This is a genomic window from Streptomyces tateyamensis (assembly GCF_003205575.1).
Taxonomy (GTDB): domain Bacteria; phylum Actinomycetota; class Actinomycetes; order Streptomycetales; family Streptomycetaceae; genus Kitasatospora; species Kitasatospora tateyamensis.
Genome location: NZ_PYBW01000053.1, coordinates 168,203 through 193,742, shown reverse-complemented (window position 1 = coordinate 193,742; position 25,540 = coordinate 168,203). Strand labels below are relative to the sequence as shown.

Here is a 25,540-nt window from a genome sequence, read left to right as displayed (position 1 = left end):
GCTCCCCGTGCGTGTGACGGCGGCTGCGCCGACGGGAGCCGCCCTCCGGCCCGCCCACCGCCCGCCTGCCATGATGGGCCGTACACGGGTACGAGGACGGGTGCGAGGAGAGGACGGGTCATGGGTACCGGTCGACAGGCGGTCGCGGTGGTCACCGGAGCGAGCAGCGGGATCGGTGCGGCAACCGCCCGCCGGCTGGCCGCCGAGGGCTTCGCGGTGGTGCTGACCGCACGCCGCACCGAGCGGATCGAGGAACTCGCCAAGGAGCTCCAGGCCGACGGCCACACCGCGACGGCGGTCACCCTGGACGTCACCGACCGGGCCGCGGTGGACGCCTTCGCCCGCGAGCTGGGCCCGGTGGACGTGCTGATCAACAACGCCGGCGGGGCCTTCGGGTCCGAGTCGGTGGAACAGGGCGACCCGGCGGACTGGCTGGCGATGTACCAGGTGAACGTGCTGGGCGTGCTGCACATGACCCAGGCTCTGCTGCCCGCGCTGCGGGACAGCGGCGACGGCACCGTGCTGATCCTGTCCTCCACCGCCGCGCTGGCCGCCTACGAGGGCGGCGGCGGCTACGTCGCCGCCAAGCACGCGGCCCACACCATCGCCGCCACGCTCCGGCTGGAGCTGGTCGGCGAGCCGATCCGGGTGATCGAGATCGCCCCGGGCATGGTGAAGTCCGAGGGCTTCGCGATCACCCGGTTCCGCGGCGACGAGGCCCGGGCCGCCGCCGTCTACCAGGGCGTCGCGCAGCCGCTCAGCTCCGAGGACATCGCCGACACGGTGGCCTGGGCGGTCACCCGCCCCTCGCACGTCAACATCGACCTGCTGGTGGTGCGCCCGCGCGCCCAGGCGTCCAACTACAAGGTGCACCGGGACTGACCGCCGTGACCTTCCGCCGCCTGCTGGTGCCGGCCCTGCTCGCCGCGCTGCTGCTCAGCGCCTGCAGCTCGACCGGACGCCCGGCCCCCGCCGCCTACGACCGGATCTCCTGGAGCTCCTGCGGGTCAGGTCTGCAGTGCGGGCGGCTGAAGGTCCCGCTGGACTACGCCGCGCCGGACGGCCCGGCGATCGAGCTGGCCGTGGTCCGCGAGCCGGCCCGGGACGCCGGGCAGCGGATCGGCTCGCTGGTGGTCAACCCGGGCGGCCCCGGCGAGTCCGGGGTGGCCATGGTCCGGGACGGCACCGAGCAGTTCGCCGGGCCGCTGCACGACCGCTACGACATCGTCGGCTTCGACCCGCGCGGCACCGGGGACTCCTCGCCGGTGCGCTGCCTGACGGACCGCCAGCGCGACGCCGCCGACCAGCAGGACGACCCGGCCGACCCGCAGGCCCGCCTGGCCTTCCGGGAGCAGCAGGCCAGGGAGTACGCCCAGGCCTGCGAGGCCAACGCCGGCAAGCTGCTGCCCTTCGTCGGCACCCGCAACACCGCCCGCGACATGGACCGGCTGCGCCAGGCCCTGGGCCAGGAGAAGCTCGACTACCTCGGCGTCTCCTACGGCACCTACCTGGGCGCGCTGTACGCCGAGGAGTTCCCGCAGCGCACCGGCCGCCTGGTGCTGGACGGCGCGGTGGACCCGGCCCAGGACAAGCTGGACGCGGGCGTGCAGCAGCAGATCGGCTTCGAGAAGTCGCTGGAGCGCTTCGCCGCCGACTGCGCCACGGCCCACCCGCAGGAGTGCCCGCTCGGCCAGGATCCGGCCCGGGCCGGCCTGCGGGCCGCCGAGTTCCTGGACGGCCTGCGCGCGGCCCCCCTGCCCACCCAGGACCGGGACGGGCGCAAGCTCACCTCGGCGCTGGGCTGGACCGGCGCGCTGATGTTCCTCTACGGCGACCAGGGCACCGCCTGGAGCGAGCTGCGCGCGGCGCTCAGCGCGGGGATCGACCAGCACGACGGCGCGCCGCTGCTGGCCGCGGCGGACGCGTACAACGGCCGCGACGCCGGCGGCCACTACAACTCCTCCGACGACGCGCACACCGCGATCGGCTGCGCCGACGCGCCGAGCCCGGTTCCCTCGCCGCAGCGGGTGCAGCAGGTGCTGGCCCAGCTCAAGCAGCAGGCTCCGCTGCTCAACCGGGACACCACCGCTGAGGACGTCCAGGACCCCGGGTGCAGCGACTGGCCGTTCCGCACTACCGAGCAGCCGCACACGGTGCGGGCCGACGGCAGCGCCCCGATCCTGGTGATCGGCTCAACCGGCGACCCCGCCACCCCGTACCAGGCGGCGGTCAATCTGGCCCACGGGCTGGCCGACGCGACCCTGTTGACCCGCCAGGGCGAGGGCCACGCGGCCTTCGGCAGCGGCAACGCCTGCGTCACCGCGGCCCTCGACACCTACCTGGTCAGCGGCGTCCGACCCGCTGCGGGGACCACTTGCGCCGGCTGATCCGGAGTAGTCCTGACCGGTACCGGCCATGACCCGTTAGCTCGCTGGTCACAACTTGATAGCTCGTCAGAGTGAATTGCGCGGGCACCCTCCCCAACTGATGAGCGCTCAACTACCGTGGACCCGCTGCCCGGGAGCACCACGGACCCGCGCGGGCGAGCGACCCTTCGCCCTGGCGTGATCCATGCTGGTTGTGTCCGACCCATGAGCCCACCCGTCTCGGCGCCTCGTCCGCGTCACCGCCTCCCGAGGAGGACCCGCTGGCCAGCGATCATCCGACCGACAGCGCCGCTGATCGGGTCGGTATCCCAGCACCCCGGCCGACCGGACCGGCCCCCTGCTCGAACGACGGCCCCGCGGCCGGCCTGCTCCGATTCAACGAGGCCGATCCCGGGGCGGCCGAGGAGGCCCTGCTCGCCTGCTGCGGCAGCCACCGCTGGGCCCTGCGCCTGACCGCCCACCGCCCCTACCCCGATCTGGAGTCACTGCTGGCCGCGGCCAGCGAGGCCTCCTACGACCTGCGGCCCAGCGACCTGGCCGAGGCACTGGCCGACGAGAGCTGGATGCCGCAGCCGCTGCTCGGCATGCGGGCCCCGGGGAGCCAGGCGGCGCACACCGCGCTGCGCGCCGCGCACGCCGCCTACGAGTCCCGGTTCGGCCACGTCTTCGTGGTCTGCCTGGACGGTGTGGATCCGGAGGAGATGCTCGACACCGTGCTCAGCTCGATCCGCACCAGGCTGGCCAACGAGCCGGACGAGGAGCGCCTGATCGCCGCCGAGGAACTGCGCCGGATCGCGCTGAACCGGCTGGAGCACCTGGTGGCCTCCAGCAGCGCGAGCTGACGCAGTAGCTGCTGACTGCGCGTCGCCCCCTGAGCGCTGGGCGGCGCGCAGTTTGCGTTTCCGGGCCAGTACCGCCGCCGACCCGCACCACCGCGGCCCGCTGGGTGAGCGCGGGTTCGTCCGCACCACTCGTCAGGGTGAAGGTGCTGACCGCGTCCGCTCCCTCCGGAGTGGGCGTGTCGGCCTTGGCCAGCAGGTGCCGGGTGCGGCCGGGACCGGTCCGGCGCGATCGTCCCGAATGCGGTGCAGCCGGCCGGCACCCGGTCCAGCCCCGACAGCACGGCGGCGGCCCGGCCCGCCGGGTGGCCGAGCAGCGCCACGTGGAGCGGCGGGACGGGCTCGGTGCTGCGGCATCGGTCCTCGATCGGCGTCGGCGACGCGGAATTGGCACCGCACCGCAGCCGATTGGTGACCCTGCGTCACCCGAACGGGTCTGGTTAGGCCGCTCGTGCCTGATTGATCACACTCAAACCCCCCGGAGGCGGTTCCCGACGGGGCGTCGATAGGATGCTCGCGGCCGGTGGACCGTACCCGGCCGGGCTGACCGACACCGAAGCCGGCCGAGCCCTTCAACCGCTTCCGGAGGGTTTTCCGTGCCGGCTGGAACGCTGTACCGCGGCCGCGAAGGCATGTGGTCCTGGGTGGCTCATCGAGTCACTGGCGTCCTCATTTTCTTCTTCCTTCTCGTCCACGTCCTCGACACCGCGCTCGTCAGGGTCTCGCCTCACGCGTACGACTCGACCATCGCGACCTACAAGACCCCGCTCGTGAACCTGATGGAGTACGGCCTGACCGCCGCCATCCTGTTCCACGCGCTGAACGGTCTGCGGGTCATCGCCGTCGACTTCTGGTCCAAGGGCCCCAAGTACCAGAAGCAGATGCTGTGGAGCGTCGTCGGTGTCTGGGTCGTCCTGATGGCCGGCGCCTTCTACCCGATCCTCCAGCACACGCTGACCAACTGGTTCGGGAAGGGCTGATCCGGAATGTCCACTGACATCAACGACGTCGAGCTGGTCTCCTCCTCCCAGGCGCACACCGGCAGGGGACTGGGCACCGGCAACCCCGCCGACCAGTTCGTGATCCAGCCCCCGCGCACCCGCACCACGAAGACCCCGCGCCGCACGCGGACCAACTTCGAGATGCTGGCCTGGCTCTTCATGCGCCTGTCCGGCGTCGTGCTGGTCGTGCTGATCCTGGGTCACCTGATCATCATGCTGACCCTGGACGGCGGCGTCTCGCGGATCAACTTCGCGTTCGTCGCGGGCCGCTGGGCCTCGCCGTTCTGGCAGGGCTGGGACCTGCTGATGCTCTGGCTCGCCATGCTGCACGGCGCCAACGGCATGCGCACCGTGATCAACGACTATGCCGAGAAGGATTCGACTCGGCTCTGGTTGAAGACCCTGATGGGTGTCGCGACCGTCTTCACGGTCCTGCTGGGCACCCTGGTGATCTTCACCTTCGACCCGAACATCTAATCGGCGCAGGACCAGAGGCGAGTCAACACTCATGCAGATTCACCAGTACGACACCGTCATCGTCGGCGCCGGCGGCGCCGGAATGCGCGCGGCCATCGAGTCGACGCAGCGCAGCCGCACCGCGGTGCTGACCAAGCTCTACCCGACCCGGTCCCACACCGGCGCGGCCCAGGGCGGCATGTGCGCCGCCCTCGCCAACGTCGAGGAGGACAACTGGGAGTGGCACACCTTCGACACGGTCAAGGGTGGTGACTACCTGGTCGACCAGGACGCCGCCGAGATCATGTGCAAGGAGGCCATCGACGCGGTCCTCGACCTGGAGAAGATGGGTCTGCCCTTCTCCCGCACCGAGGCCGGCCGGATCGACCAGCGCCGCTTCGGCGGCCACACCCGCAACCACGGCGAGGCGGCGGTCCGCCGCTCCTGCTACGCGGCCGACCGCACCGGTCACATGATCCTGCAGACGCTGTTCCAGAACTGCGTCAAGCACGGCGTCGAGTTCTTCAACGAGTTCTACGTCCTGGACCTGCTGATCAACGAGGGCAAGACCGCGGGCGTCGTCGCCTACGAGCTGGCCACCGGCGAGATCCACGTCTTCCAGGCCAAGGCGGTCGTCTTCGCCTCCGGCGGCACCGGCAAGTTCTACAAGGTGACCTCCAACGCCCACACCCTCACCGGTGACGGCCAGGCGCTGGTCTACCGCCGCGGCCTGCCGCTGGAGGACATGGAGTTCTTCCAGTTCCACCCGACCGGCATCTGGCGGATGGGCATCCTGCTCACCGAGGGTGCCCGCGGTGAGGGCGGCATCCTGCGCAACAAGGACGGCGAGCGCTTCATGGAGCGCTACGCCCCGGTCATGAAGGACCTCGCGTCCCGTGACGTCTGCTCGCGCGCGATCTACACCGAGATCCGCGAGGGCCGCGGCTGCGGCCCCGACGGCGACCACGTCTACCTGGACCTGACGCACCTTCCGCCGGAGCAGCTGGACGCCAAGCTCCCGGACATCACCGAGTTCGCCCGCACCTACCTCGGCATCGAGCCCTACACGGACCCGATCCCGATCCAGCCCACCGCGCACTACGCGATGGGCGGCATCCCGACCAACGTCGAGGGTGAGGTGCTGCGGAACAACACCGACGTCGTCCCGGGCCTGTACGCCGCCGGCGAGGTGGCCTGCGTGTCCGTGCACGGCGCCAACCGCCTGGGCACCAACTCGCTGCTCGACATCAACGTGTTCGGCAAGCGGGCCGGCATCGCCGCCGCCGACTACGCGGGCAAGAACGAGTTCGTCGCGCTGCCGGCCAACCCGGCCGAGAAGGTGCAGGCGCTGGTCGACGGCCTGCGCGAGTCCACCGGCACCGAGTCGGTCGCGCAGATCCGCAAGGAGCTGCAGGAGACCATGGACGTCAACGCCATGGTCTACCGCACCGGCGCCACCCTGAAGCAGGCCAGTGCGGACATCGCGGCGCTGCGCGAGCGCTACAAGCACGTGGCGATCCAGGACAAGGGCTACCGCTACAACACCGACCTGCTGGAGGCCGTGGAGCTGGGCAACCTGCTCGACCTGGCCGAGGTACTGGTCGTCTCCGCGCTGGCCCGCGAGGAGTCGCGCGGCGGCCACTTCCGCGAGGACTTCCCGACCCGTGACGACGTGAAGTTCATGCAGCACACCATGGCGTACCAGGAGGTTGCCGCGGACGGCACCACCTCGATCCGCCTCGACTACAAGCCGGTCGTCACGACCCGCTACCAGCCGATGGAGCGTAAGTACTGATGAGCGCCCCCACGATCGACGCCCCGCACTCGGCGGCGCTGGACGCGGCCGAGTCCGGTGCGGTCCAGCTGATCACCGTCACCCTCCGGATCCGCCGGTTCAACCCGGAGGAGCACCCGGACCCGGTGTGGGTGGACTACCAGCTCCTGATGGACCCGAAGGAGCGCGTCCTGGACGCGCTCAACAAGGTCAAGTGGGAGCAGGACGGCACCCTGACCTACCGCCGTTCCTGCGCGCACGGCATCTGCGGCTCCGACGCGATGCGGATCAACGGCCGCAACCGCCTGGCCTGCAAGACGCTGATCAAGGACGTGAACCCGGAGCAGCCGATCACCATCGAGGCCATCAAGGGCCTCGCGGTCCTCAAGGACCTGGTGGTCGACATGGACCCGTTCTTCCAGGCGTACAAGGACGTCATGCCGTTCCTGATCACCAACGGGAACGAGCCGACCCGCGAGCGCCTGCAGTCCGCCGAGGACCGCGAGCGCTTCGACGACACCACCAAGTGCATCCTGTGCGCCGCGTGCACCTCGTCCTGCCCGGTCTTCTGGAACGACGGCCAGTACTTCGGCCCGGCCGCCATCGTCAACGCGCACCGCTTCATCTTCGACTCGCGTGACGAGGGCGCCGAGCAGCGCCTGGAGATCCTCAACGACCGCGAGGGCGTCTGGCGCTGCCGGACCACCTTCAACTGCTCCGAGGCCTGCCCGCGTGGCATCGAGGTCACGAAGGCGATCCAGGAGGTCAAGCGCGCCCTGGTGACCCGCCGCTTCTGACACCGCTGACACCGCAACAACAGCCGAGGGCCCGTCCGGTACCGACCGGACGGGCCCTCAGCCGTCTGTTCCCGCTACTTCAGCAGACCCCAGTCCTTGGGCTGCTGGTAGCCCCGGAACACCTGCAGATGGCGGTCGGCCGTCACGGCCCACAGGTCCGGGGTGCCGTCACCGTCCAGGTCGCCCGAGCTGCCCAGGGTCGGGAACGCGGCCGTGGTGAACACCGCACCGACGCCGTGCGCGCTCGGGTCCGCCAGCGCCGAGAAGTCCACGATCCCGCTCGCCTGCATCGGCAGCGGGTACACGTGCAGCTCACCGGTGGCCCGGTCACGCGCCCACAGCGACAGGTTTCCCTTCGCGTCCGCGCCCGGAGCCACCAGGTCGAAGTTGCTCCAGTTGCCGGACGTGGTCAGCTGCTGGGCCTTCTCCCGCCCGAAGAGCAGGTTCCCGTTGCCGTAGAGCCACAGGTTGCCCTGCTCCACCGTCAGCAGCCAGGGGCGGGTGGCGCTGGCCTTGTCGGCCTGGCCGAGCGCGACCAGCTGCTCGACACCGGACCAGTCGGTGGCATAGCCGGCCGGGCAGGCCACCTGGACCTCGTTCGCGTCGGCGCAGCTGGACGGGCGGCGCACCAAGCCGCCCGAGTTGAGGTTCAGCGTCCCCGTGTTGCGGTACGCGTAGAGGTTGCCGTCCCGGTGCGCGAAGACGGTGTCCGCCGGGTTGGTGTTGTCCCAGCCGCGGTGCGCCAGCTGCACCCCGGCCCAGGTGCCCTGGCCACCCGGGGCATTGACAGCCGCCACCGTCGTGGTCGGGGTGGTGCTGCCCGCGTTGCCGCTGATCACCTGGAGATTGCCAGCCGCATCCGGCAGCAGGATGTCCGGGACCGCGTCGTTGTCCACGTCTCCCTGGGCCTGCGGCGGGTTGGGGTTCCACGGCGCGTAGAAGCTGTAGCTGGCGACCGAGACGTTGCCCGCGTTGTCCATCGTCTGGACCGTCAGGGTGTTGGGGCCCCAACTGCCCGGCCGCAGCACCACGTTCGCGGTGCCGTCGGCCCCCGGCAGGACGGTGCCCGGGTCGCCGCACTTGAAGACCGACACGCTGCCGTCGAGCACCGGGCGGAAGCAGGCCACTCCCGAGGCCGCACCGCCGGCCGGCGCCGGGTCGGTACCGGCCAGAGTGAAGGTGCCCTTCTCGCCCGCGAACTTGTTCGATCCGGCGGCCGGGAAGTCGGTCGAGCTCACCGTGGTGGTCGGCGCCGTGGTGTCCACCTGGAAGTGGCACAGCGGGGTCACCGCCCGCCCCTGGCCGCCCGGCAGCTGGGCCCGCCAGGCATACGAATGTCCGTCCAGCAGGTCGGCGACACCCACCCGGGCGACGCCGTAGGCCACGGGGGCCTCCTGGTCCAACACCACGATGCCGTCCGGGCCGGTCACGTCGAGCACCCGGAACCGGGGCTGCTTGGAGCCCGCGTAGTCCGCCGGCACGTCCACCAGGAACTCAGGCTGACTACCCGCGCTCAGCCAGCCAGTGCCGGTGTCGACACCCTCGCAGCCGTTGGTGCTGACGCCGGCGTTCACCGGGATCGGGTTCATGCGCGGGTTGGTCAGGACCGGGCCCGGGTCCGCCTGCGCGGCCGGCGCCAGGGCCAGGGCCAGGCCGGTGGTCAGGGCGAGCGCCCCGCCGGTGGCGAGCAGCCGGGAGATGGCAAGCTTCAAGAAGAGTCCCCTTCGAAAGTCCGTTTGGACGAGTTTGCAGGGAGACTCTGACAGCCGCTCAACTCTCAGGTCAACGCGTTATCTTCACGCGGCACACGCAGCCCGCGCACACCCACCAGCCCGACCAGGACACCGAGCACGAACGAGGTCACCGCCAGCGCGAGGTGGATCCAGAAGAAGGCGGTGGGGTGGGCGTGGTCGCCGTTGGTGAAGGCCTGGTGGGCGGAGTCCTGCAAGAGGTTCTTGACGAAGGTGGTCCAGATGATCACCGACCAGACGCCGAAGGCGGCGAGGAACCAGGAGGTGCGGCGGCTGAGCGTCATGACGGGCGATCCTTCGTGAGGCGGGGGTGCCGCTCCAGTATCGGCGGGCGTCCGTTCGGCCCCGCCGTGGGGACCCGTTCGGGGGGTCTCGGGGCGGGGGCCGAGAGGCGGGCGGGGTCCGCTGGGTACGCACCGTCCGTGTTTTCGGATCATCGCATCACAGCCCGCCGCCGGGTCGGCCCGGCCGCCGCGCTGACCCTGGCCCTGACCCTGCCCCTGGGGGCCGGCCTCGCGCCGCCGGCCGCCGCCGACGTCCCGCCCCCGGTCCCCGTGGTCGGGGGTGCCCGGCTGGCCGAGCCGGGCGTGCAGGTGGCCCTGGGCCCCGGCGCGCCGCCGCTGCCCGGCGGGCTGACCGGCCAGTCCTGGCTGGTCGCCGACGCGGGCAGCGGCGAGGTGCTGGCGGCGTACAACGCGCACCTGCGGCTGCCCCCGGCCAGCACCCTCAAGATGCTCTTCGCCGACACCGTGCTGCCCAAGTTCGACCGCACCCAGGTGCACCGGGTGACCAACGAGGAACTGGCCGGGATGGGCGCGGGCAGCAGCCTGGTGGGCATCAAGGAGGACCTCGACTACTCGGTCGAGGACCTGTGGCGCGGGGTCTTCCTCAGTTCCGGCAACGACGCGGTGCACGTCCTCGCCCACATGAACGGCGGGGTGGACGAGACGGTCCGGCAGATGCGGGCCGAGGCGGACGTGCTGGGGGCCGCCGACACCCAGGTGGTCTCCCCCGACGGCTACGACGCCGACGGGCAGCTGACCTCGGCCTACGACCTGACCCTGTTCGCCCGCGAGGGCCTGCGCAACCCCGACTTCCGCAGCTACTGCGGGACCCGGGACGCCCAGTTCCCCGGCACGGTGGACAAGGCCAGCGGTCGGCGCGGCACCTTCGGGATCCAGAACACCGATCGCCTGCTGGGCAAGTACCCGGGCCTGATCGGGGTGAAGAACGGCTACACCACCAACGCCGGCGCCACCTTCGTCGGGGCGGCCGAGCGCGGCGGGCGCACCCTGCTGGTGGCCGTGATGCACCCGGAGTCGTATCTCAAGGTGTACGACGACACCGCGGCGCTGCTCGACTGGGGCTTCGCGGCGGCCGGGAAGACGACCCCGGTCGGCGCCCTGGTGCCGCCGCGCCCGGTGGCCTCCCCGACCCCCGCCGCGCCGCCCGCCGCCGCTCACGCCGGGGCGTCAGCGGCAGCCGTCGCCGCCGGCGTCGGCCGCCCCGGGGCCCGGCTGCTCTCCCCCGAGAGCTGGGCGGTGATCGGCGCCGTGACGCTCTGCGCGGCCGGCGGCGGCTGGCTGCTCAACCGGCGCCGCCGCACCGCCGGCCCGGCCCAGGCCGACCCGGGCCGCCCGGTCGGCGGGTCCACCGCGCTGGGCCGCCGCCGGTGAGGTGAGCCCTCAGCCCTCGGCCGCCCCGCACCGCGCCGCACCTCAGCCGCTGCGCACCGGGGCGGCGCCCAGCTCGCCCGCCGCCCGGTAGGCCGCCTCCGCGCTGGCCCGCGCCCGGGCCTTGGCCCCGTCCGGGTCGGCCAGCGCCGTCCAGGCCACGCAGTACAGCAGCAGCCGGCTGACGAAGTTGATCCACAGCAGCAGCGCCACCGGCACCCCGAAGGCGCCGTACAGGCTCTTCCCGGCCACCGAGACCAGGTAGGAGGAGAGCAGCAGCTTGAGCAGCTCGAAGCCGACGGCGCCGATCAAGGCGGCGGTCAGCAGGTCGCGCCGGTGCTGCCCGTCGATCCCGGGGAACGGCGCCAGCAGGTAGAGGAAGAGCAGCAGGTCGGCCCCGACCGCGATGACGAACCCGGCACCCGCCAGCAGCCAGTGCCCGGGCCCGCGGTCGGCCAGGCCCAGGGCATCGGCCAGCCGTCCGGCCAGCTTGGTGGCCACCACCGAGGCTCCCAGCGAGACCACCGAGACCACTCCGAGCCCGAGCAGCACCAGGCAGTCGTGGAGCTTGACCAGCACGGGGTTGGACCGCTCGTCCGGCTGCTGCCAGACGTCCCGGATGGAGCCGCGCAGGGTGTCCACCCAGCCCAGGCCGGAGACCAGCAGCAGCAGGCCGCCGATCAGCCCGACGGTCGCCGCGTTGGCGATCAGCGAGTCCAGCCCGAGGGCGTCGGCCAGCCCCGGCACCTGGTCCGAGATCTTCCGCTGAAGGGTGTTCACCTGGCTCGGCGTCAACGCGCTGACCGCGACCGCCAGGGCCACCGTGAGCAGCGGGAAGAGCGCCAGGAACCCGAAGAAGGTGATCGCGCCGGCCAACCGGTTGGCCTTGGCCGCGGTGAACAGCTGGTAGACCAGCCACGGACGGCTGCGCAGCACGGCAGCGACCCACGGCCCGATCATCGGCAGCCTGGTGAGGAATCCCATACCGCCCAGCCTGGCATCGCGTCAGGTCGGCGACCATCCGCCTCGCCGACCGCCGGCGGGCGCCGCCGTGCGTCGCGCCCGGATCGCCCCTTGGACAGGACGGTAGGATTCCTCCCGAACCTACCGTGTACTCGCCCCCGGTAACGCCGGGGCGGCGACCGCACCGAGTGCTTCCCCTGATGAAAGGCCCGCACTGCTGATGGCCCCCCGTCTCTCCGTCGTCGTTCCGATCTACAACGTCGAGCGGTATCTGGAGGAGTGCCTGGAGTCCATTGCCGCCCAGACCATGGGCGACCTCGAATGCATCATGGTCGACGACGGCTCCAAGGACGGCAGCGCCGCCATCGCCGAGGCCTTCGCCGCCAAGGACTCCCGGTTCCGGCTGGTCCGCAAGCAGAACGCCGGGCTCGGTGCGGCCCGCAACACCGGCCTGCTGCACCTGACCGAGGGCACCGAGTTCCTGGCCTTCGTGGACAGTGACGACACCCTGCCGCCCAGCGCCTACGAGCTGATGATCGGCACCCTGGACCAGACCGGCTCGGACTTCTGCTCCGGCAACGTGCTGCGCTTCCGGGCCGTCGGCTTCTACCCCTCGGGCGGCCACGCCAAGCCGTTCAAGCAGACCCGGCTGAAGACCCACATCACCGAGCTGCCGGCCCTGGTCACCGACCGCACCGCGTGGAACAAGGTCTACCGCCGCTCCTTCTGGGACGCGGCCGGCCTGCTCTACCCCGAGGGCATCCTCTACGAGGACGCACCGGTCAGCGTGCCGCACCACTACCTGGCCAAGAGCGTGGACGTGCTCAACGAGCCGATCTACCACTGGCGCGAGCGCGAGGTCGGCGAGATGTCGATCACCCAGATGCGCACCAACCCCAAGGGCCTGATCGACCGGGTCGCCTCGATGGAGCTGGTCCGCTCCTGGCTGCTCAAGCAGACCGACCCGAAGTACCGGGAGTACCTGCACGCCTACGACGAGAACAACCTCGTCGAGGAGATCCCGATGTTCTTCTGGTCGGTGGTCGACGGCGAGCAGGACTACCGGGACGCCTACGTGCAGCACGTCGGCCGACTGCTGCGGGCGATCGGCCCGGAGCACGTGCGCAAGCTGCGCGCGCCGCTCAAGCTCAAGTACCACCTGACCCTGCAGGGCCGGATGGACGAGTTCGTCGAGCAGATGCAGTTCGAGTCCGAGAGCAACGGCGCCGCCCCGGCCCGCGGTGTGCTGCGGCCGTACGCGGACTACCCGTTCCTGCGCGGCGGCCGCCGCAGCGTGCCGGCCGACGTGCTGCGGCTGGACAACGCGCTGGTGATGCGCAGCCGGATCTACGACTCCGCCTGGGTGGACGGCAAGCTGCGGCTGAACGGGCACGCCTTCCCCGAGCACCTGGGCGCCGAACACAAGCACGACCTGGTCAAGCTGCTGGTGCTGCGTCAGGCCGACGGCCGACGCTTCGTCACCTTCCAGACCCGCACCCAGTACAGCGCCGAGGCGACCGCCAGCTCCCCGCACGACCTGTACAGCTGCGACTGGGCCGGCTTCCAGACCGTGATCGACCCGACCCGGCTCAAGCGGCGCGGCCAGTGGCAGGAGGGCACCTGGCGGGTGCTGATCGCCGGTGCCGGCAAGGCCGGCGTCTACAAGGGCCGGATCAGCGGCGGCTGGGCCGACACCGCGGAGAACTTCGTCCCGCACTGGGCCGACGCCACCACCCGGATCGTGCCCTTCCTCAAGGACAACTTCCTGCAGCTGCGGATCGAGCGGCTGCGCGCGGCGGTCACCGAGCTCAAGGCGGTGGACGGCGCGGTCGAGCTGAGCGGCACCGTGCGCAACGCCGGCGACCTGGCCGGCCTGCAGCTGCGGTTGACCCACCAGCCGTCCGGCTCCCAGCTGGACCTGCCGGTGGAGTTCGGCGTCCCGGCCGGCCGGCCGGTGCCGTTCACCGCCCGGATCCCGCTGGCCGACCTGGCCGAGGTCCGCGTGCGCTGGGACGAGCTAGACCCGGCCGCCGCCGACCGCACCACCGACCCGTGGCTGGCCGCGCTGCTCACCCGGGACGGCCGCGAGCTGCCGGTGCTGGTGGACGAGCGGGTGGCGCTGACCCACCTGGACCTGCCGCTCAACCCGACGGCCCCGCTCGGCGTGGCCCGCACCCTGGTCTCCCGGCCCAGCCCCGAGGGCCACCTGCAGCTCGACGACCAGCTCGTGCAGCCGGTGATCGAGCGGATCACCGCCGCCGACGAGAAGGGTTTCACCCTCACCGGCCGCTTCCCGCTGCCCGGCGAGCACCGCTACGACCTGGTGCTGCGCCACCTGTGGCGGGAGGAGGACTACCTGCACCCGCTGACCGTCCGGGACGGCCGGTTCGAGGTGCTGGTGGCCGGCGTGCCGACCACCACCGCGGGCGGCCGGGTACCGCTGCACAAGGGCACCTGGGAGCTCTTCTTCCGTCCGGCCGACGGCGACCTCGGCTTCGCCTGGCCGGCCGCCCAGGTGGCGCTGGAGGCGCACACCGCGCTGCCGGCCCGGATCCACCACCGCGGCAAGGACGTGGCGCTGGAGCGGCGGGCGTACGACCGGCTGTCGCTGGAGGCGCACAGCGACCTCAGCGAGGACGAGCGCAGCGGCTTCCGCCAGCGCCAGCTGCGCCGGGAGGCCTACCCGGCCGCTCAGCAGCGCCCGCTGCGCGAGGCGGTGCTGTACCACGTGGCCGGCAGCCAGTACGCCGGCTCGCCGCGCGCGATCCACGAGGAACTGGTCCGCCGCGGGCTGCCGCTGGAGCACCTGTGGACGGTGGACGACCGGCAGGCCGAGCTGCCGCAGAGCGCCCGCGCGCTGCGCCAGTGGAGCCCGGAGTGGTACGAGGCGCTGGCCACCGCCAGGTACGTGGTCACCAGCGCCCACCTGCCCGACTTCGTGACCCCCCGCCCGGGCCAGGTGGTGCTGCAGACCTGGGTCGGCACGCCGCTGAAGCGGATCGGCCACGACTTCGAGAAGATCTGGTTCATCGACAGCAACTACCTCAAGCACCTGGACCGCGAGGTGCCGACCTGGACCAAGCTGGTCTCCGGCTCCAGCTACGCGACCCCGGTGCTGCGCCGGGCCTTCAGGTACCAGGGCGAGCTGCTGGAGACCGGGTACCCGCACAACGACGTCTTCTACGCCCCGGACCGGGAGAAGCGGGCCGCCGAGGTGCGCCGCCGGCTCGAGCTGCCCGAGGGCAAGAAGGTGGTGCTGTACGCGCCGACCTTCCGGGAGGACCGCAGGCGCCCGCAGGGCGGCTACCAGGCCGACCTGCGCCTGGACCTGGCGGCGGCCCGGGCGGCGCTGGGCGAGGACCAGGTGCTGCTGGTCCGCCCGCACGCGCTCTGCTACGGCCCGGTGCCGCAGGCCGGGGACGGCTACGTGTACGACGTCTCCCGCTACCCGGACATGGCCGACCTGCTGCTGATCGCCGACGCGCTGGTGACCGACTACTCGGCCTCGGTGTTCGACTACGTCAACACCGGCCGGCCGGTCGTCTTCTTCACCCACGACCTGGAGCACTACCGCGACAACCTGTGCGGTTTCAGTTTCGACTTCGAGCGCGACGCGCCCGGTCCGCTGCTGCGCACCTCGGACGAGGTGATCCGGGCGCTCGGCGACCTGGACGCCGTCGCCACCGAGCACCGCGAGGCCTACACGGCGTTCAAGGAGAAGTACTGCGACCTGGACGACGGCCACGCCGCCGCCCGGGTGGTGGACAACCTGCTCGGCTGAGCCACCGTCAGTCCCCCCCGTAGGGGCCCGCGCCTTCCCGGCGCGGGCCCCTACGGCCTTCCCGGGCCAATTCGCACTGAAGTACCCGCGCCGAAAGGCCGCTCGCCATGGTTCTGCCGTCGGTCCTGCCGTCGACCCTGCTGCGGCGCCCCGCCGCGCCCGCCCCCGCCGACGCCGCGCCCCCGATAGCGCTGCGCGCGGCCCGCTGGGTGGCCGGCCGGCTGGAGCTGACCGGCTTCGCCCGCGAGCCGGGCCACCCCTCGGCCCGCCGCGGCAGCGCCCGCACCCTGCTCACCCTGCTCCCGCCGGACGGTCGCCGCCCGGTCCGGCTGCTCACCCGCCCGGTGCTGATGCCCGAGGTGACCGAGGAGAGCGGCCAGGACGAGCACAGCTACGACTGGTCCGGCTTCACCGCCGTGCTGGACCCGGCCCGGCTGCGCCAGGGCGGCCGCTGGCCGACCGGGGACTGGCTGGTCCGGGCCACCCTGCTGGCCGGCCTGCACCGGAGCCTGGGCACCCTGGCCCCGCACTGGTGCGGCTCGGGCGAGTACCCGCCGGGGGCCTGGGTGGACCGGCAGGTGCTGCTGCAGCCGGTCTTCGCCGAGGGCGAGCTGCGGCTGCGGCTGGTCGCCGACCCGCCGCGGGTCACCGCCGTCCGCCGCCTGCCGTCGGCCCTGCTGCTCCGCTGCGCCGGCCCGGTCGGGCCCGGGGACGCCCTGCTGCTGGCCAACCGGGAGACCGGGGCCGAACTGCGCTGCCCGCTGCGCCCGGTGCCCGGCGGCCCGGCGGCCGAGGTCCCGCTCGCCGCGCTGGCCGCGGACCGCGCCGCGCCGCTGCAGCACTGGGACCTGCAGCTGGCCGGCGTCGCACCGCTGCTGGACGAGCGCGCCGGCCCGGTCACCGGCCAGCACCGGCTGCCCGGGACGGACCGGGTGGTGCACCTGAAGGGCCCGGCCGACGGCACCCTCCAGCTGTGCGTGCGCGCACCGCTGCCGGTGGTGGAGGAGCTGACCGCGACCGCGGCCGGATTCCGGTTGACCGGCCGCCAGCCCGGCATCGGCACCGCCCCCGCCGAACTGGTGCTGCGGCACACCGACGGCACCGCGGAGGACCGGCACCCGGTGCGCCCGCTGGGTGCGGACCGGTTCGAGCTGCTGGTCCCGGTCGGCACCGCCACCAGCTACGGCGGCTCGCTGCCGCTGCGCCGGGGCGTCTGGGACCTGCTGCTGCGCCCGGTGGGCCGGCCCGGGGCCGAGCAGCGGCTCACCCTGTCCCCGGGCGCGCTGGCCCTGCTGCCGGCCGGGCTGCCGGCCGGCCCGAAGACGGTGACCCTGCAGCGCCGCTGGCACGACACGCTGATCCTGGACGCGCACCCGGTGCTGGCGCCGACCGAGCGCGGCGACTACGCGCAGTCCCGGCTGCGGGCCGACTACCGCGCGGCCCGTCGGCTGAAGCTGCGTCAGGCGGTGCTCTACGACAACTTCGGCGGCCGCGGCTACGCCGACTCGCCGCGCGCCGTGCACGCCGAGCTGGTGCGCCGCGGCGCGGCGCTGGAGCACCTGTGGACGGTGGACGACGCGCAGGCCGAGCTGCCGCCGGGCGTGGTCCCGGTCCGGGTCGGCAGCGCCCAGTGGTACCGGGCGCTGGCCACCTGCCGGTACCTGGTGGGCAACACCCACCTGCCGGAGTTCCTGCAGCGCCGCCCCGACCAGGTGGTGGTGCAGACCTGGCACGGCACCCCGCTCAAGCGGATCGCGCACGACGTGGACCACCCCTGGCTGCGCGGCTCCGGCTACCTGGAGCGGCTGGCCCGCGAGGTGCCCCACTGGAGCCTGCTGGTCTCCCCCAGCCCGTTCGCCACCCCGATCCTGCGCCGGGCCTTCCGCTACCGCGGCGAGATCCTGGAGTCCGGCTACCCGCGCAACGACCAGCTGGTCCGGCCCGACCAGCGGGCCGCCCAGCTGGTCCGCCGCCGGCTGGGCCTGACGCCGGAGCGCCGGGTGGTGCTGTACGCGCCCACCTGGCGCGAGGACCGCCGGCACGGCGAGGGCTACCGCTTCGACCTGCACCTGGACCCGGCCGCGGCCCGTCGCGTGCTCGGCCCCGACACCGCGCTGCTGGTCCGCCCGCACGCCCACGTCCGGGACCGGCTGCCGGGGGCCGGCGACGGCTTCCTCTACGACGTGGGCGACTACCCCGACGTGCAGGACCTGCTGCTGATCGCGGACGTGCTGGTGACCGACTACTCCTCGCTGCTCTTCGACTTCGCCATCCGCGGCCGCCCGATGCTCTTCTTCACCTACGACCTGGAGCACTACCGGGACGCGCTGCGCGGCTTCTACCTGGACTTCGCGGCGATCGCCCCGGGTCCGCTGCTCACCGGGTCCGACCAGCTACTGGACGCGCTGGCCGATCCGCAGGCCGCCGTCGCCCCGTTCCAGGGCCGGTACCAGGCCTTCCGCGAGCGGTTCTGCCCGCTGGACGACGGCCGGGCCACCGCCCGGCTGGTCGACCGGATGCTCCAGCTCGGCTGAGCGGGTCGGCGCGGACCCCGGGCGGGCGGCGGGACTGCGAGAGAACTCCGTCACTTGCGCGGTTCGGCGAACTCGAAGGTCTCCCAGGGCCGCCAGACCTCGTCCCGGTCGAACCGGGAGAGCGTGAAGCCGGACACCGTGAACGCCGCGTGGAACTCCCGGGCCTGTTCGGCCGCCAGGTCCAGCACCGGCTCCGGCAGCCCGTGCGCCACCGTCACGTGCGGGTGGTAGGGGAAGGCCAGCTCCCGGGCCAGCGGGCCGGAGCGGATCGCCGCCTCCAGCTCCCGGCACTCCTGGGCGCCCTCCTCGACCCGGACGAAGACCACCGGGGAGACCGGGCGGAAGGAGCCGCTGCCGTGCAGCAGCATCCGGAACGGGCGGTGCGCCGCGGCCACCGCCGCCAGGTGGGCGCGCACCCGGTCGAGCTGCTCGGCCGCCAGCTCGGTCGGCGGCAGCAGCGTGACGTGGGTGGGTATCGCCCGGGCCTGCGGGTCGCCGAGACCGGCCCGGGCGTCCTGGACCGCCGAGCCGTACGGCTCCGGCACCGTGACCGCGACCCCGAGGGTCAGCACGGCACCGGTGCCGGGGCCCCGCTCGGGGGCCCCGGCACCCGGGGCGGCGGCCGGCGTCATCAGCGCTTGGCGGCCGGCAGGAGACCGATGCGGTCGTAGACCGTCTCCAGCGTCACCGAGGCCACCTCGCGGGCCTTCTCGGCCCCGCGGGCGAGCACCCGGTCCAGCTCCGCCGGGTCCGCCAGGTAGCCCTGGGTGCGCTCCTGGAACGGGGCCACCCACTCGGTGAACAGCTCGGCCAGCTCGGTCTTGAGGGCGCCGTACATCTTGCCCTCGAAGTGCGCCACCAGCTGGTCCACGCTCTGGCCGCTGAGCGCCGAGTGGATCCGCAGCAGGTTCGCGACGCCCGGCTTCTTCTCCTCGTCGTAGCTGACCACGGTGTCGGTGTCGGTGACCGCGCTCTTGAACTTCTTGGCGCTGGCCTTGGCGTCGTCCAGCAGGTTGATCAGGCCCTTGGGCGAGGCCGCCGACTTGCTCATCTTGGCGCCCGGGTCCTGCAGGTCCATGATCTTCGCCGTCTCCTTGAGGATGTACGGCTTCGGGATCGTGAAGGTCGGCGCGAAGCGGGTGTTGAACCGCTCGGCCAGGTCCCGGGTGAGCTCCAGGTGCTGGCGCTGGTCCTCGCCGACCGGCACCGCGTCGGCCTGGTAGAGCAGCACGTCGGCGACCATCAGCACCGGGTAGGTGAACAGGCCCACGGTGGTGGTGTCACTGCCCTGCTTGGCGGACTTGTCCTTGAACTGGGTCATCCGGGAGGCCTCGCCGAAACCGGTGAAGCAGTTCATCACCCAGCCCAGCTGCGCGTGCTCGGGCACGTGGGACTGGACGAACAGGGTGCACCGCTCCGGGTCCAGGCCCGCGCCGAGCAGCTGGGCGACCGAGACCCGGGTGTTCTCCCGGAGCACCGCCGGGTCCTGCGGCACGGTGATCGCGTGCAGGTCGACGACCATGTAGAAGGCGTCGTTGGCCTCCTGGAGGTCCACCCACTGGCGCACCGCGCCGAGGTAGTTGCCCAGGTGGAACGAGCCGGAGGTGGGCTGGATGCCGGAGAGCACCCGGGGACGATCCTGCGCCTGACCGGCGACCGCTGCGTTGACCATGAAAGCCATTCTTCCAGCTTCGTGCCGGGCTCAGGACCCGGTCGTCCTTGGAGGTTCCGACGAGGGTGCGGTACCGGGCGCATCCGCGACCCGGATCCGGTCGATCCGGCGGCCGTCCAGCACCGCCACGGTCAGCAGCACGCCCGCCTCGGTGAGCACCTGGTCGCCGACCGCGGGCAGCTCGCCGAGCTCGGCCACCACGTAGCCGGCCACTGTCTCGTAGGGCCCCTCGGGCAGCGCGACGCCGGTCTCCTCGGCGAAGTCGGACAGGTTCAGCAGTCCGTTGACCTCCACGCCGCCGCCGGCCAGCCGCCGGGTGGTGCTGGCCTGCGCGTCGTACTCGTCCCGGATCTCCCCGATCACCTCCTCGACCAGGTCCTCGAGCGTGACGATCCCGGCGGTGCCGCCGTACTCGTCCACCACCATGGCCAGGTGGTGCCCCTCCCTGCGCATCTCGCTCATCGCCTCCAGCACCCGCTTGGTGGCCGGCAGCAGCTTCACCGGCCGGGCGATCTCGCGCACCCGCAGCGCCTGCTCCCCGCGGGCCCGGTACAGGTCGCGGACGTGCACGAAGCCGACCACCGCGTCGTAGGAGCCCTCCACCACCGGGTAGCGCGAGTGCGGCGAGGTGCTGGTCTCCTCCCGCACCTCGCTGAGCGGCTGGTCGGCGTCCAGGAAGGTCACCTCGGTGCGCGGCACCATCACCTCGCGCAGCTGGCGCTCCCCGGCGGCGAACACGTCGGCGATCAACGCCCGCTCGTCGCTGCCCAGTTCGGTGTTGGAGGCGACCAGCCCGCGCAGCTCCTCGGAGCTCATGCTGCCGCGCCCGGCCTTCGGGTCGCCGCCCAGCAGCCGGACCATCAGGTTGGTCGAGCGGCCCAGCAGCCAGATCACCGGGCGCAGCACCACCGACATCACGTCCACCACCGGGGCGGCCAGCAGCGCGATCGACTCGGACCGCTGCAGCCCGATCCGCTTGGGCGTCAGCTCCCCCAGCACCAGCGAGAGGTAGGAGATCAGCAGGGTCAGCCCGACCAGCGCCGCGGCGTCCGCGACGCCGGTCGACAGGCCCAGCCGCACGAACACCGGGGAGAGCTTGCCGGCCAGCGTGTCCGCGCCGAAGGCGGCCGACAGGAAGCCCATGCAGGTCACCCCGACCTGCACGGCGGCCAGGAACCGGTTGGGGTCGGCGGCCAGGTGCGCGGCCCGTGCGGCCCGCTTGGTGCCGCGCCCGGCCAGCGCGCGGATCTGCCCCTCGCGCAGCGAGATCAGCGAGATCTCGGCGATGTTGAAGAGGCCGCCCAGGACGATGAAGACCAGGACGAGAGCCGCGTCCTGGAGGGTTTCGGTCACGGTCGGCCAGTGTAAACGGCGGCGGCCCGCCGCTCCGCGAGGGAGGGGCGGGCCGCCGTTGCGGACCGGGTGCTCAGATCAGGCCGAGGGCGGTGACCTCGTCGCGCTCGGCGACCAGCTCGGCCACCGAGGCGTCGATCCGGGCGCGGGAGAACTCGGAGAGCTCCAGGCCCTGGACGATCTCGAACTTGCCGTCCTTGGTGGTGACCGGGAAGGAGGAGATGATGCCCTCCGGCACGCCGTAGGAGCCGTCGGAGACGATGCCCATCGAGGTCCAGTCGCCGGCCGCGGTGCCGTTCACCCAGGTGTGCACGTGGTCCAGGGCGGCGTTCGCGGCCGAGGCGGCCGAGGAGGCGCCGCGGACCTCGATGATCTCGGCGCCGCGCTTGGCCACCTTCGGGATGAAGAAGTCCTCGACCCAGGCCTGGTCGGAGCCGACGGCCTCGAAGCCCGCCTTGCCGGCGATCTCGGCCTGGAACAGGTCGGGGTACTGGGTGGCGGAGTGGTTGCCCCAGATGGTGACCTTCTTGACGTCGGCCACGGTGACGCCGGCCTTCTTGGCCAGCTGGGCGACCGCCCGGTTGTGGTCCAGGCGGGTCATCGCGGTGAACCGCTCGGCCGGCACGTCGGGCGCGTTGCGCTGGGCGATCAGGGCGTTGGTGTTGGCCGGGTTGCCGACCACCAGCACCTTGACGTCGTCGGCGGCGTTGTCGTTGATCGCCTTGCCCTGCGGGCCGAAGATGCCGCCGTTGGCCGCGAGCAGGTCGCCGCGCTCCATGCCGGCGGTGCGCGGGCGGGCGCCGACCAGCAGCGCCACGTTGGTGCCCGAGAAGGCGGTGTTCGCCTGGTCGGTGATGGTGATGTCGCGCAGCAGCGGGAAGGCGCAGTCGTCCAGCTCCATCGCCACGCCCTCGGCGGCCTTGAGCGCCGGGGTGATCTCCAGCAGGCGCAGGTTGACCGGCACGTCCGCACCGAGCAGGTGGCCCGAGGCGATGCGGAAGAGCAGCGCGTAGCCGATCTGGCCGGCCGCTCCGGTGACGGTGACGTTGACGGGGGTGCGAGTCATGGGTTCCTTCTCCGACGATCGCCGACATGCCCCAGGCACACCGGCGCTCTGGAGCCGAGGACGGTTTCTCTCGACATCGAGACAAACCTGCGTCAGGTTATCGCAAGGCCGAGCCCTCGGCGTGACCGGCGCCGTGGTTGGTGCGTCACAGGCCGGACCGCGGCGGACCGGGCCCCGGACCGCCGAGGTCCGGGGCCGTCGGTCAGTCCCGCCGGCCGATCACCTTGCCGATGTACTCGATCGACGGCAGGTGCACCCACTGGTCCGGCTGGGCGAGCAGCGCCAGCAGCACGATCACCGTGCCGAAGAAGAGCAGCACCAGCACGTCGGTGAACCGGCTGCGCACCGCCAGCAGGCCGACCTCCGGCAGCAGCAGCCGCAGCGCGGCACCGAGCCCGAAGCCCGCGCCGATCACCAGCAGCCCGTAGCGGAAGTCGTCCGCGTAGGTGACCAGCAGGCCGATCCCGACCACTGCGAGGACCAGCGTTATCGGCCACTGCCGGAACGGCAGCGGATGCTCGCGGTCCATCGCCGCGCGGGAGCCCTGCGGCGGATTGGTCCCGGCGCTCCTGACCGGCCGGCGCCGCGCTCTGTCCCTCATGTGCGCTTCCCCTACGAGGTCGGTACTACAGCTGGGCGGCCTGGCGCTCGGCCGCCTCGACGATGTTGTTGAGCAGCATGGCGCGGGTCATCGGGCCGACACCACCCGGGTTGGGCGAGAGCCAGCCGGCCACCTCGGCCACCGCCGGGTGCACGTCGCCGACCAGGCCCGCCTCGGTACGGCTGACGCCGACGTCCAGCACCGCCGCGCCCGGGCGCACGTCCTCGGCCTTGACCAGGTACGGCACGCCGGCCGCGGCCACGATGATGTCGGCCCGGCGCAGGTGGGCGGACAGGTCCCGGGTGCCGGTGTGGCAGAGCGTCACGGTCGCGTTCTCGCTCTTGCGGGTGAGCAGCAGGCCGATCGACCGACCCACCGTCACCCCGCGGCCGACCACCACGACGTCGGCCCCGTTGAGCTCCACGCCGTGCCGGCGCAGCAGCTCGACGATGCCGAACGGGGTGCACGGCAGCGGCCCGTCGATGCCGAGCGCCAGCCGGCCCAGCGAGGTCGGGTGCAGGCCGTCCGCGTCCTTGTCCGGGTCCATCAGCTCCAGCACCGGGTTTGCGTCCAGCCCCTTGGGCAGCGGCAGCTGGACGATGTAGCCGGTGCAGGCCGGGTCCTCGTTCAGCTCCCGGACCTTGGCCTCCACCTCGGCCTGGGTGGCGTCGGCGGGCAGCTCGACCTGGATGGAGGCGATGCCGACCTGGGCGCAGTCGCGGTGCTTGCCGCGCACGTACGAGTGGCTGCCCGGGTCGTCGCCGACCAGGACGGTGCCGAGGCCGGGGGTGATGCCCCGCTCCTTGAGGGCCGCCACGCGGACGGCGAGTTCGGACTTGATCGCGGCCGCGGTGGCCTTGCCATCGAGAATCTGGGCAGTCATGGCCCCTATCCTCCCGGATCCGGGCCCGGGTTCCGAACCGCGGTGCCCGGACCCCGCCGACTTAACGGAACGTGTGGATCCGATTGCAGTTGCGCCACAGTTGTGTCCACAGCACGTTAAGCCGCTGGACAGCCCGCATCCCCGGCCCGACGATAGGGCGAGCGAACGCACAGGGGGAACAGACGTCGTGATCTTTGAGTACGATCCGCCGGGCCGCTGCGGCCCCGCACCGCACCACCGCCCGTGAGCACGCCGGTCCGGGCTGCCCGTACCGATCCGCAGGGCTGGCGCGCCCGTGTCGCGCAGACCGCGCTGCGCTGCGGGGCGGCGGCCGTCGCCGCGGTCACCGTGGCCGTCCTGCACGACGCCCACGACCCCGGCGTGCTCTGCCCGCTGCGCCGGTTCACCGGTGTCCCGTGCCCGGGCTGCGGCTCCACCACGGTCTTCATCGAGGCCGGACACGGCCACTGGCTGGCCGCGCTGACGGCCAATCCGGTCACCGTGGTGGCCGCCATCGGTCTGCTGACCGCCCCGCTCGGCGGCGGCGCCTGGTGGTGGTCGCTCTCCACCGGCAAGCGCCGCGGCCTGCTCGGCGCCGCACTGGGCACGGCCTGGATCTGGCAGCTCAACCGCCTGGGTGTCCACCTGTCCTGACGCTCCACTAGTCTCACCCGCTGTCAAGTCCTCCCCAACCCGCGCCCGGGGAGACCGAAGAACCGGCTCGACCCGAGCTCGTCCGCCCGGAGGCACCACGTGACGTACCCGCCCGACCCCAACAACCCGTACGGCCAGCCGCAGCAGGGCCCCTACGGCGCTCCGCCGCAGAACCCGTACGGCCAGCAGCCGCCGATGTACGGCTACCCGCAGCAGCAGCCGCCCGCGCCCAACTACGGCTACCCGCAGCAGGCCGGCTACGGCGTCCCGCAGCAGGCCGGTTACGGCGTCCCCCAGCAGGCCGGCTACGGCTACGCGCCGATGGCGCCGATGGCCCCGCCGGTGCTGGCCAGTTGGGGTTCGCGGGTGGGGGCGAGCATCGTCGACTTCCTGGTCGTCGGCGTACCCGCCCTGGTGGGCTACATCGTCCTGATCGCGATGGCGGCCGGCTCCACCCACCAGACCTGCGACTCCTACGGCTACTGCTACAGCACCACCGACAGCAGCGCGGTCGGGGGCGGCGCCATGATCATGCTGCTCGGCTTCGCGATCAGCCTGGGCCTGGGGATCTGGCAGTTGGTCAAGGAGGGCTCCACCGGCCAGACCACCGGCAAGAAGGCCCTGGGCATCCGGCTGGTCCGGGAGCAGGACGGCCAGCCCCTCGGCTTCGGCATGGCCTTCGTGCGCCGCCTGGCGCACTTCCTCGACGGCGCCGTCTGCTACCTCGGCTACCTCTGGCCGCTGTGGGACGACAAGAGCCAGACGTTCGCCGACAAGGTCTGCAACAGCTTGGTGATCCGCGCCTGACGGCGCGCCACCACGGTTCCACCCAATTCACCATCCACCGCACTCACCGTCCCAGGGGGATCGCATGAGCAACCCGTACGAGCAGCAGCCCGGCGGCTACCAGCCCAACCTCGACCCGAACTACGGCTACACCCCGCAGCCGCCGGCCCCGGTACTGGCCAACTGGGGCCAGCGCGTCGGCGCCTCGCTGATCGATGGCCTGATCGTCGGCGTCCCGGCCTTCATCCTGGGCAAGATCGGCGGCGTCGGCCTGCAGTACGTCATCCAGATTCTGGGCACCATAGCCTGGGGCTACATGGAGGGCACCAGCGGCCAGACGGTCGGCAAGAAGGTGCTGGGCCTGCGGCTGGCCAAGCTGGAGGACGGCTCGCTGCTCGGCGCCGGCCTGGGCATCGGGCGCAAGTTCCTGCACGTGCTGGACGCCATCTGCTGCATCGGCTACCTGTGGCCGCTGTGGGACGAGAAGAACCAGACCTTCGCCGACAAGATCGTCAAGTCGGTGGTCGTCGTCTCCAAGTGACGCCGTGCAACGCCTGACGGCCCGTGGG

The 25,540-nt window shown here is 72.4% G+C and carries 22 protein-coding genes; 13 read left to right on the top strand and 9 right to left on the bottom strand.

What is annotated here, in order from left to right:
* Positions 1–120 precede the first annotated feature (120 nt).
* The 7 genes from C7C46_RS17535 to C7C46_RS17505 all read left to right on the top strand — a co-directional run bounded on the left by C7C46_RS17535 (position 121) and on the right by C7C46_RS17505 (position 7,254).
* Positions 121–882, top strand: a complete 762-nt coding sequence (locus C7C46_RS17535; RefSeq protein ID WP_110670694.1) for an SDR family oxidoreductase — start codon at positions 121–123, stop codon at positions 880–882.
* Positions 883–887: 5 nt separating this feature from the next.
* Entirely contained in the window at positions 888–2,387 is a 1,500-nt protein-coding gene (locus C7C46_RS17530; protein ID WP_245984470.1) for an alpha/beta hydrolase, read from the top strand.
* A 305-nt stretch (positions 2,388–2,692) separates the two neighbouring features.
* Positions 2,693–3,229, top strand: a complete 537-nt coding sequence (locus C7C46_RS17525; protein WP_425470089.1) for a 2-oxo-4-hydroxy-4-carboxy-5-ureidoimidazoline decarboxylase — start codon at positions 2,693–2,695, stop codon at positions 3,227–3,229.
* 593 nt (positions 3,230–3,822) lie between these two features.
* Positions 3,823–4,206 (top strand): succinate dehydrogenase, cytochrome b556 subunit, encoded by a 384-nt coding sequence (sdhC, locus tag C7C46_RS17520; RefSeq protein WP_110670690.1) that lies wholly within the window; start codon positions 3,823–3,825, stop codon positions 4,204–4,206.
* Positions 4,207–4,212: 6 nt separating this feature from the next.
* Entirely contained in the window at positions 4,213–4,704 is a 492-nt protein-coding gene (gene sdhD, locus C7C46_RS17515) for a succinate dehydrogenase, hydrophobic membrane anchor protein (protein ID WP_110670688.1), read from the top strand.
* A gap of 31 nt (positions 4,705–4,735) precedes the next feature.
* Positions 4,736–6,478 (top strand): succinate dehydrogenase flavoprotein subunit, encoded by a 1,743-nt coding sequence (gene sdhA / locus C7C46_RS17510; RefSeq protein ID WP_110670686.1) that lies wholly within the window; start codon positions 4,736–4,738, stop codon positions 6,476–6,478.
* The gene (locus tag C7C46_RS17505) at positions 6,478–7,254 is read left to right on the top strand and encodes a succinate dehydrogenase iron-sulfur subunit (RefSeq protein WP_110670684.1); all 777 of its coding nucleotides are present in this window, start codon (positions 6,478–6,480) and stop codon (positions 7,252–7,254) included. The genes sdhA and C7C46_RS17505 overlap by 1 nt, the downstream gene beginning before the upstream one ends.
* Before the next feature lie 74 nt (positions 7,255–7,328).
* On the opposite strand, the gene C7C46_RS17500 is transcribed toward C7C46_RS17505, so the two are convergent.
* A complete protein-coding gene (locus C7C46_RS17500) occupies positions 7,329–8,966 on the bottom strand; it encodes a hypothetical protein (protein WP_110670682.1) in 1,638 nt (545 codons plus the stop codon).
* Positions 8,967–9,031: 65 nt separating this feature from the next.
* Positions 9,032–9,289, bottom strand: coding sequence for an SCO4848 family membrane protein (locus tag C7C46_RS17495; RefSeq protein ID WP_110670680.1), 258 nt, complete (start codon positions 9,287–9,289; stop codon positions 9,032–9,034).
* A gap of 138 nt (positions 9,290–9,427) precedes the next feature.
* On the opposite strand from C7C46_RS17495, the gene C7C46_RS17490 reads away from it, so the two are divergent.
* Positions 9,428–10,681, top strand: a complete 1,254-nt coding sequence (locus C7C46_RS17490) for a D-alanyl-D-alanine carboxypeptidase family protein (RefSeq protein ID WP_110670678.1) — start codon at positions 9,428–9,430, stop codon at positions 10,679–10,681.
* A 42-nt stretch (positions 10,682–10,723) separates the two neighbouring features.
* Here the strand turns inward: C7C46_RS17490 and C7C46_RS17485 are convergent, their stop codons facing one another.
* Entirely contained in the window at positions 10,724–11,662 is a 939-nt protein-coding gene (locus C7C46_RS17485) for a YihY/virulence factor BrkB family protein (RefSeq protein WP_110670676.1), read from the bottom strand.
* Positions 11,663–11,861: 199 nt separating this feature from the next.
* Between C7C46_RS17485 and C7C46_RS17480 the strand changes: the two genes are divergently transcribed.
* Positions 11,862–15,422 (top strand): bifunctional glycosyltransferase/CDP-glycerol:glycerophosphate glycerophosphotransferase, encoded by a 3,561-nt coding sequence (locus tag C7C46_RS17480; protein ID WP_110670674.1) that lies wholly within the window; start codon positions 11,862–11,864, stop codon positions 15,420–15,422.
* 107 nt (positions 15,423–15,529) lie between these two features.
* The gene (locus C7C46_RS17475) at positions 15,530–17,956 is read left to right on the top strand and encodes a CDP-glycerol glycerophosphotransferase family protein (protein WP_110670672.1); all 2,427 of its coding nucleotides are present in this window, start codon (positions 15,530–15,532) and stop codon (positions 17,954–17,956) included.
* A gap of 50 nt (positions 17,957–18,006) precedes the next feature.
* Here the strand turns inward: C7C46_RS17475 and C7C46_RS17470 are convergent, their stop codons facing one another.
* The 6 genes from C7C46_RS17470 to C7C46_RS17445 form a co-directional block, all read right to left on the bottom strand.
* Positions 18,007–18,588 carry a 2'-5' RNA ligase family protein gene (locus C7C46_RS17470; RefSeq protein WP_110670670.1) on the bottom strand — a complete coding sequence of 194 codons (582 nt, stop codon included), beginning with the start codon at positions 18,586–18,588 and terminating at the stop codon, positions 18,007–18,009.
* A complete protein-coding gene (trpS, locus tag C7C46_RS17465) occupies positions 18,588–19,628 on the bottom strand; it encodes a tryptophan--tRNA ligase (RefSeq protein ID WP_110670765.1) in 1,041 nt (346 codons plus the stop codon). The genes C7C46_RS17470 and trpS overlap by 1 nt, the downstream gene beginning before the upstream one ends.
* 30 nt (positions 19,629–19,658) lie before the next feature.
* Positions 19,659–20,981, bottom strand: coding sequence for a hemolysin family protein (locus C7C46_RS17460; RefSeq protein ID WP_110670668.1), 1,323 nt, complete (start codon positions 20,979–20,981; stop codon positions 19,659–19,661).
* Between the two features lie 73 nt (positions 20,982–21,054).
* The gene (locus C7C46_RS17455; RefSeq protein WP_110670665.1) at positions 21,055–22,047 is read right to left on the bottom strand and encodes a malate dehydrogenase; all 993 of its coding nucleotides are present in this window, start codon (positions 22,045–22,047) and stop codon (positions 21,055–21,057) included.
* Between the two features lie 202 nt (positions 22,048–22,249).
* Complete coding sequence (locus C7C46_RS17450) at positions 22,250–22,648, bottom strand: DUF3017 domain-containing protein (RefSeq protein WP_110670662.1); 399 nt, start codon at positions 22,646–22,648, stop codon at positions 22,250–22,252.
* Between the two features lie 25 nt (positions 22,649–22,673).
* A complete protein-coding gene (locus tag C7C46_RS17445; protein WP_110670660.1) occupies positions 22,674–23,531 on the bottom strand; it encodes a bifunctional methylenetetrahydrofolate dehydrogenase/methenyltetrahydrofolate cyclohydrolase in 858 nt (285 codons plus the stop codon).
* A 243-nt stretch (positions 23,532–23,774) separates the two neighbouring features.
* Between C7C46_RS17445 and C7C46_RS17440 the strand changes: the two genes are divergently transcribed.
* From C7C46_RS17440 to C7C46_RS17430, 3 genes are all read left to right on the top strand, one after another.
* Complete coding sequence (locus C7C46_RS17440) at positions 23,775–24,185, top strand: DUF2752 domain-containing protein (protein ID WP_220040641.1); 411 nt, start codon at positions 23,775–23,777, stop codon at positions 24,183–24,185.
* A gap of 99 nt (positions 24,186–24,284) precedes the next feature.
* Positions 24,285–24,992: an RDD family protein gene (locus C7C46_RS17435; protein WP_110670658.1), complete on the top strand. Its 708-nt coding sequence runs from the start codon at positions 24,285–24,287 to the stop codon at positions 24,990–24,992.
* A 64-nt stretch (positions 24,993–25,056) separates the two neighbouring features.
* Positions 25,057–25,512 carry an RDD family protein gene (locus C7C46_RS17430; RefSeq protein WP_110670655.1) on the top strand — a complete coding sequence of 152 codons (456 nt, stop codon included), beginning with the start codon at positions 25,057–25,059 and terminating at the stop codon, positions 25,510–25,512.
* Positions 25,513–25,540 lie beyond the last annotated feature (28 nt).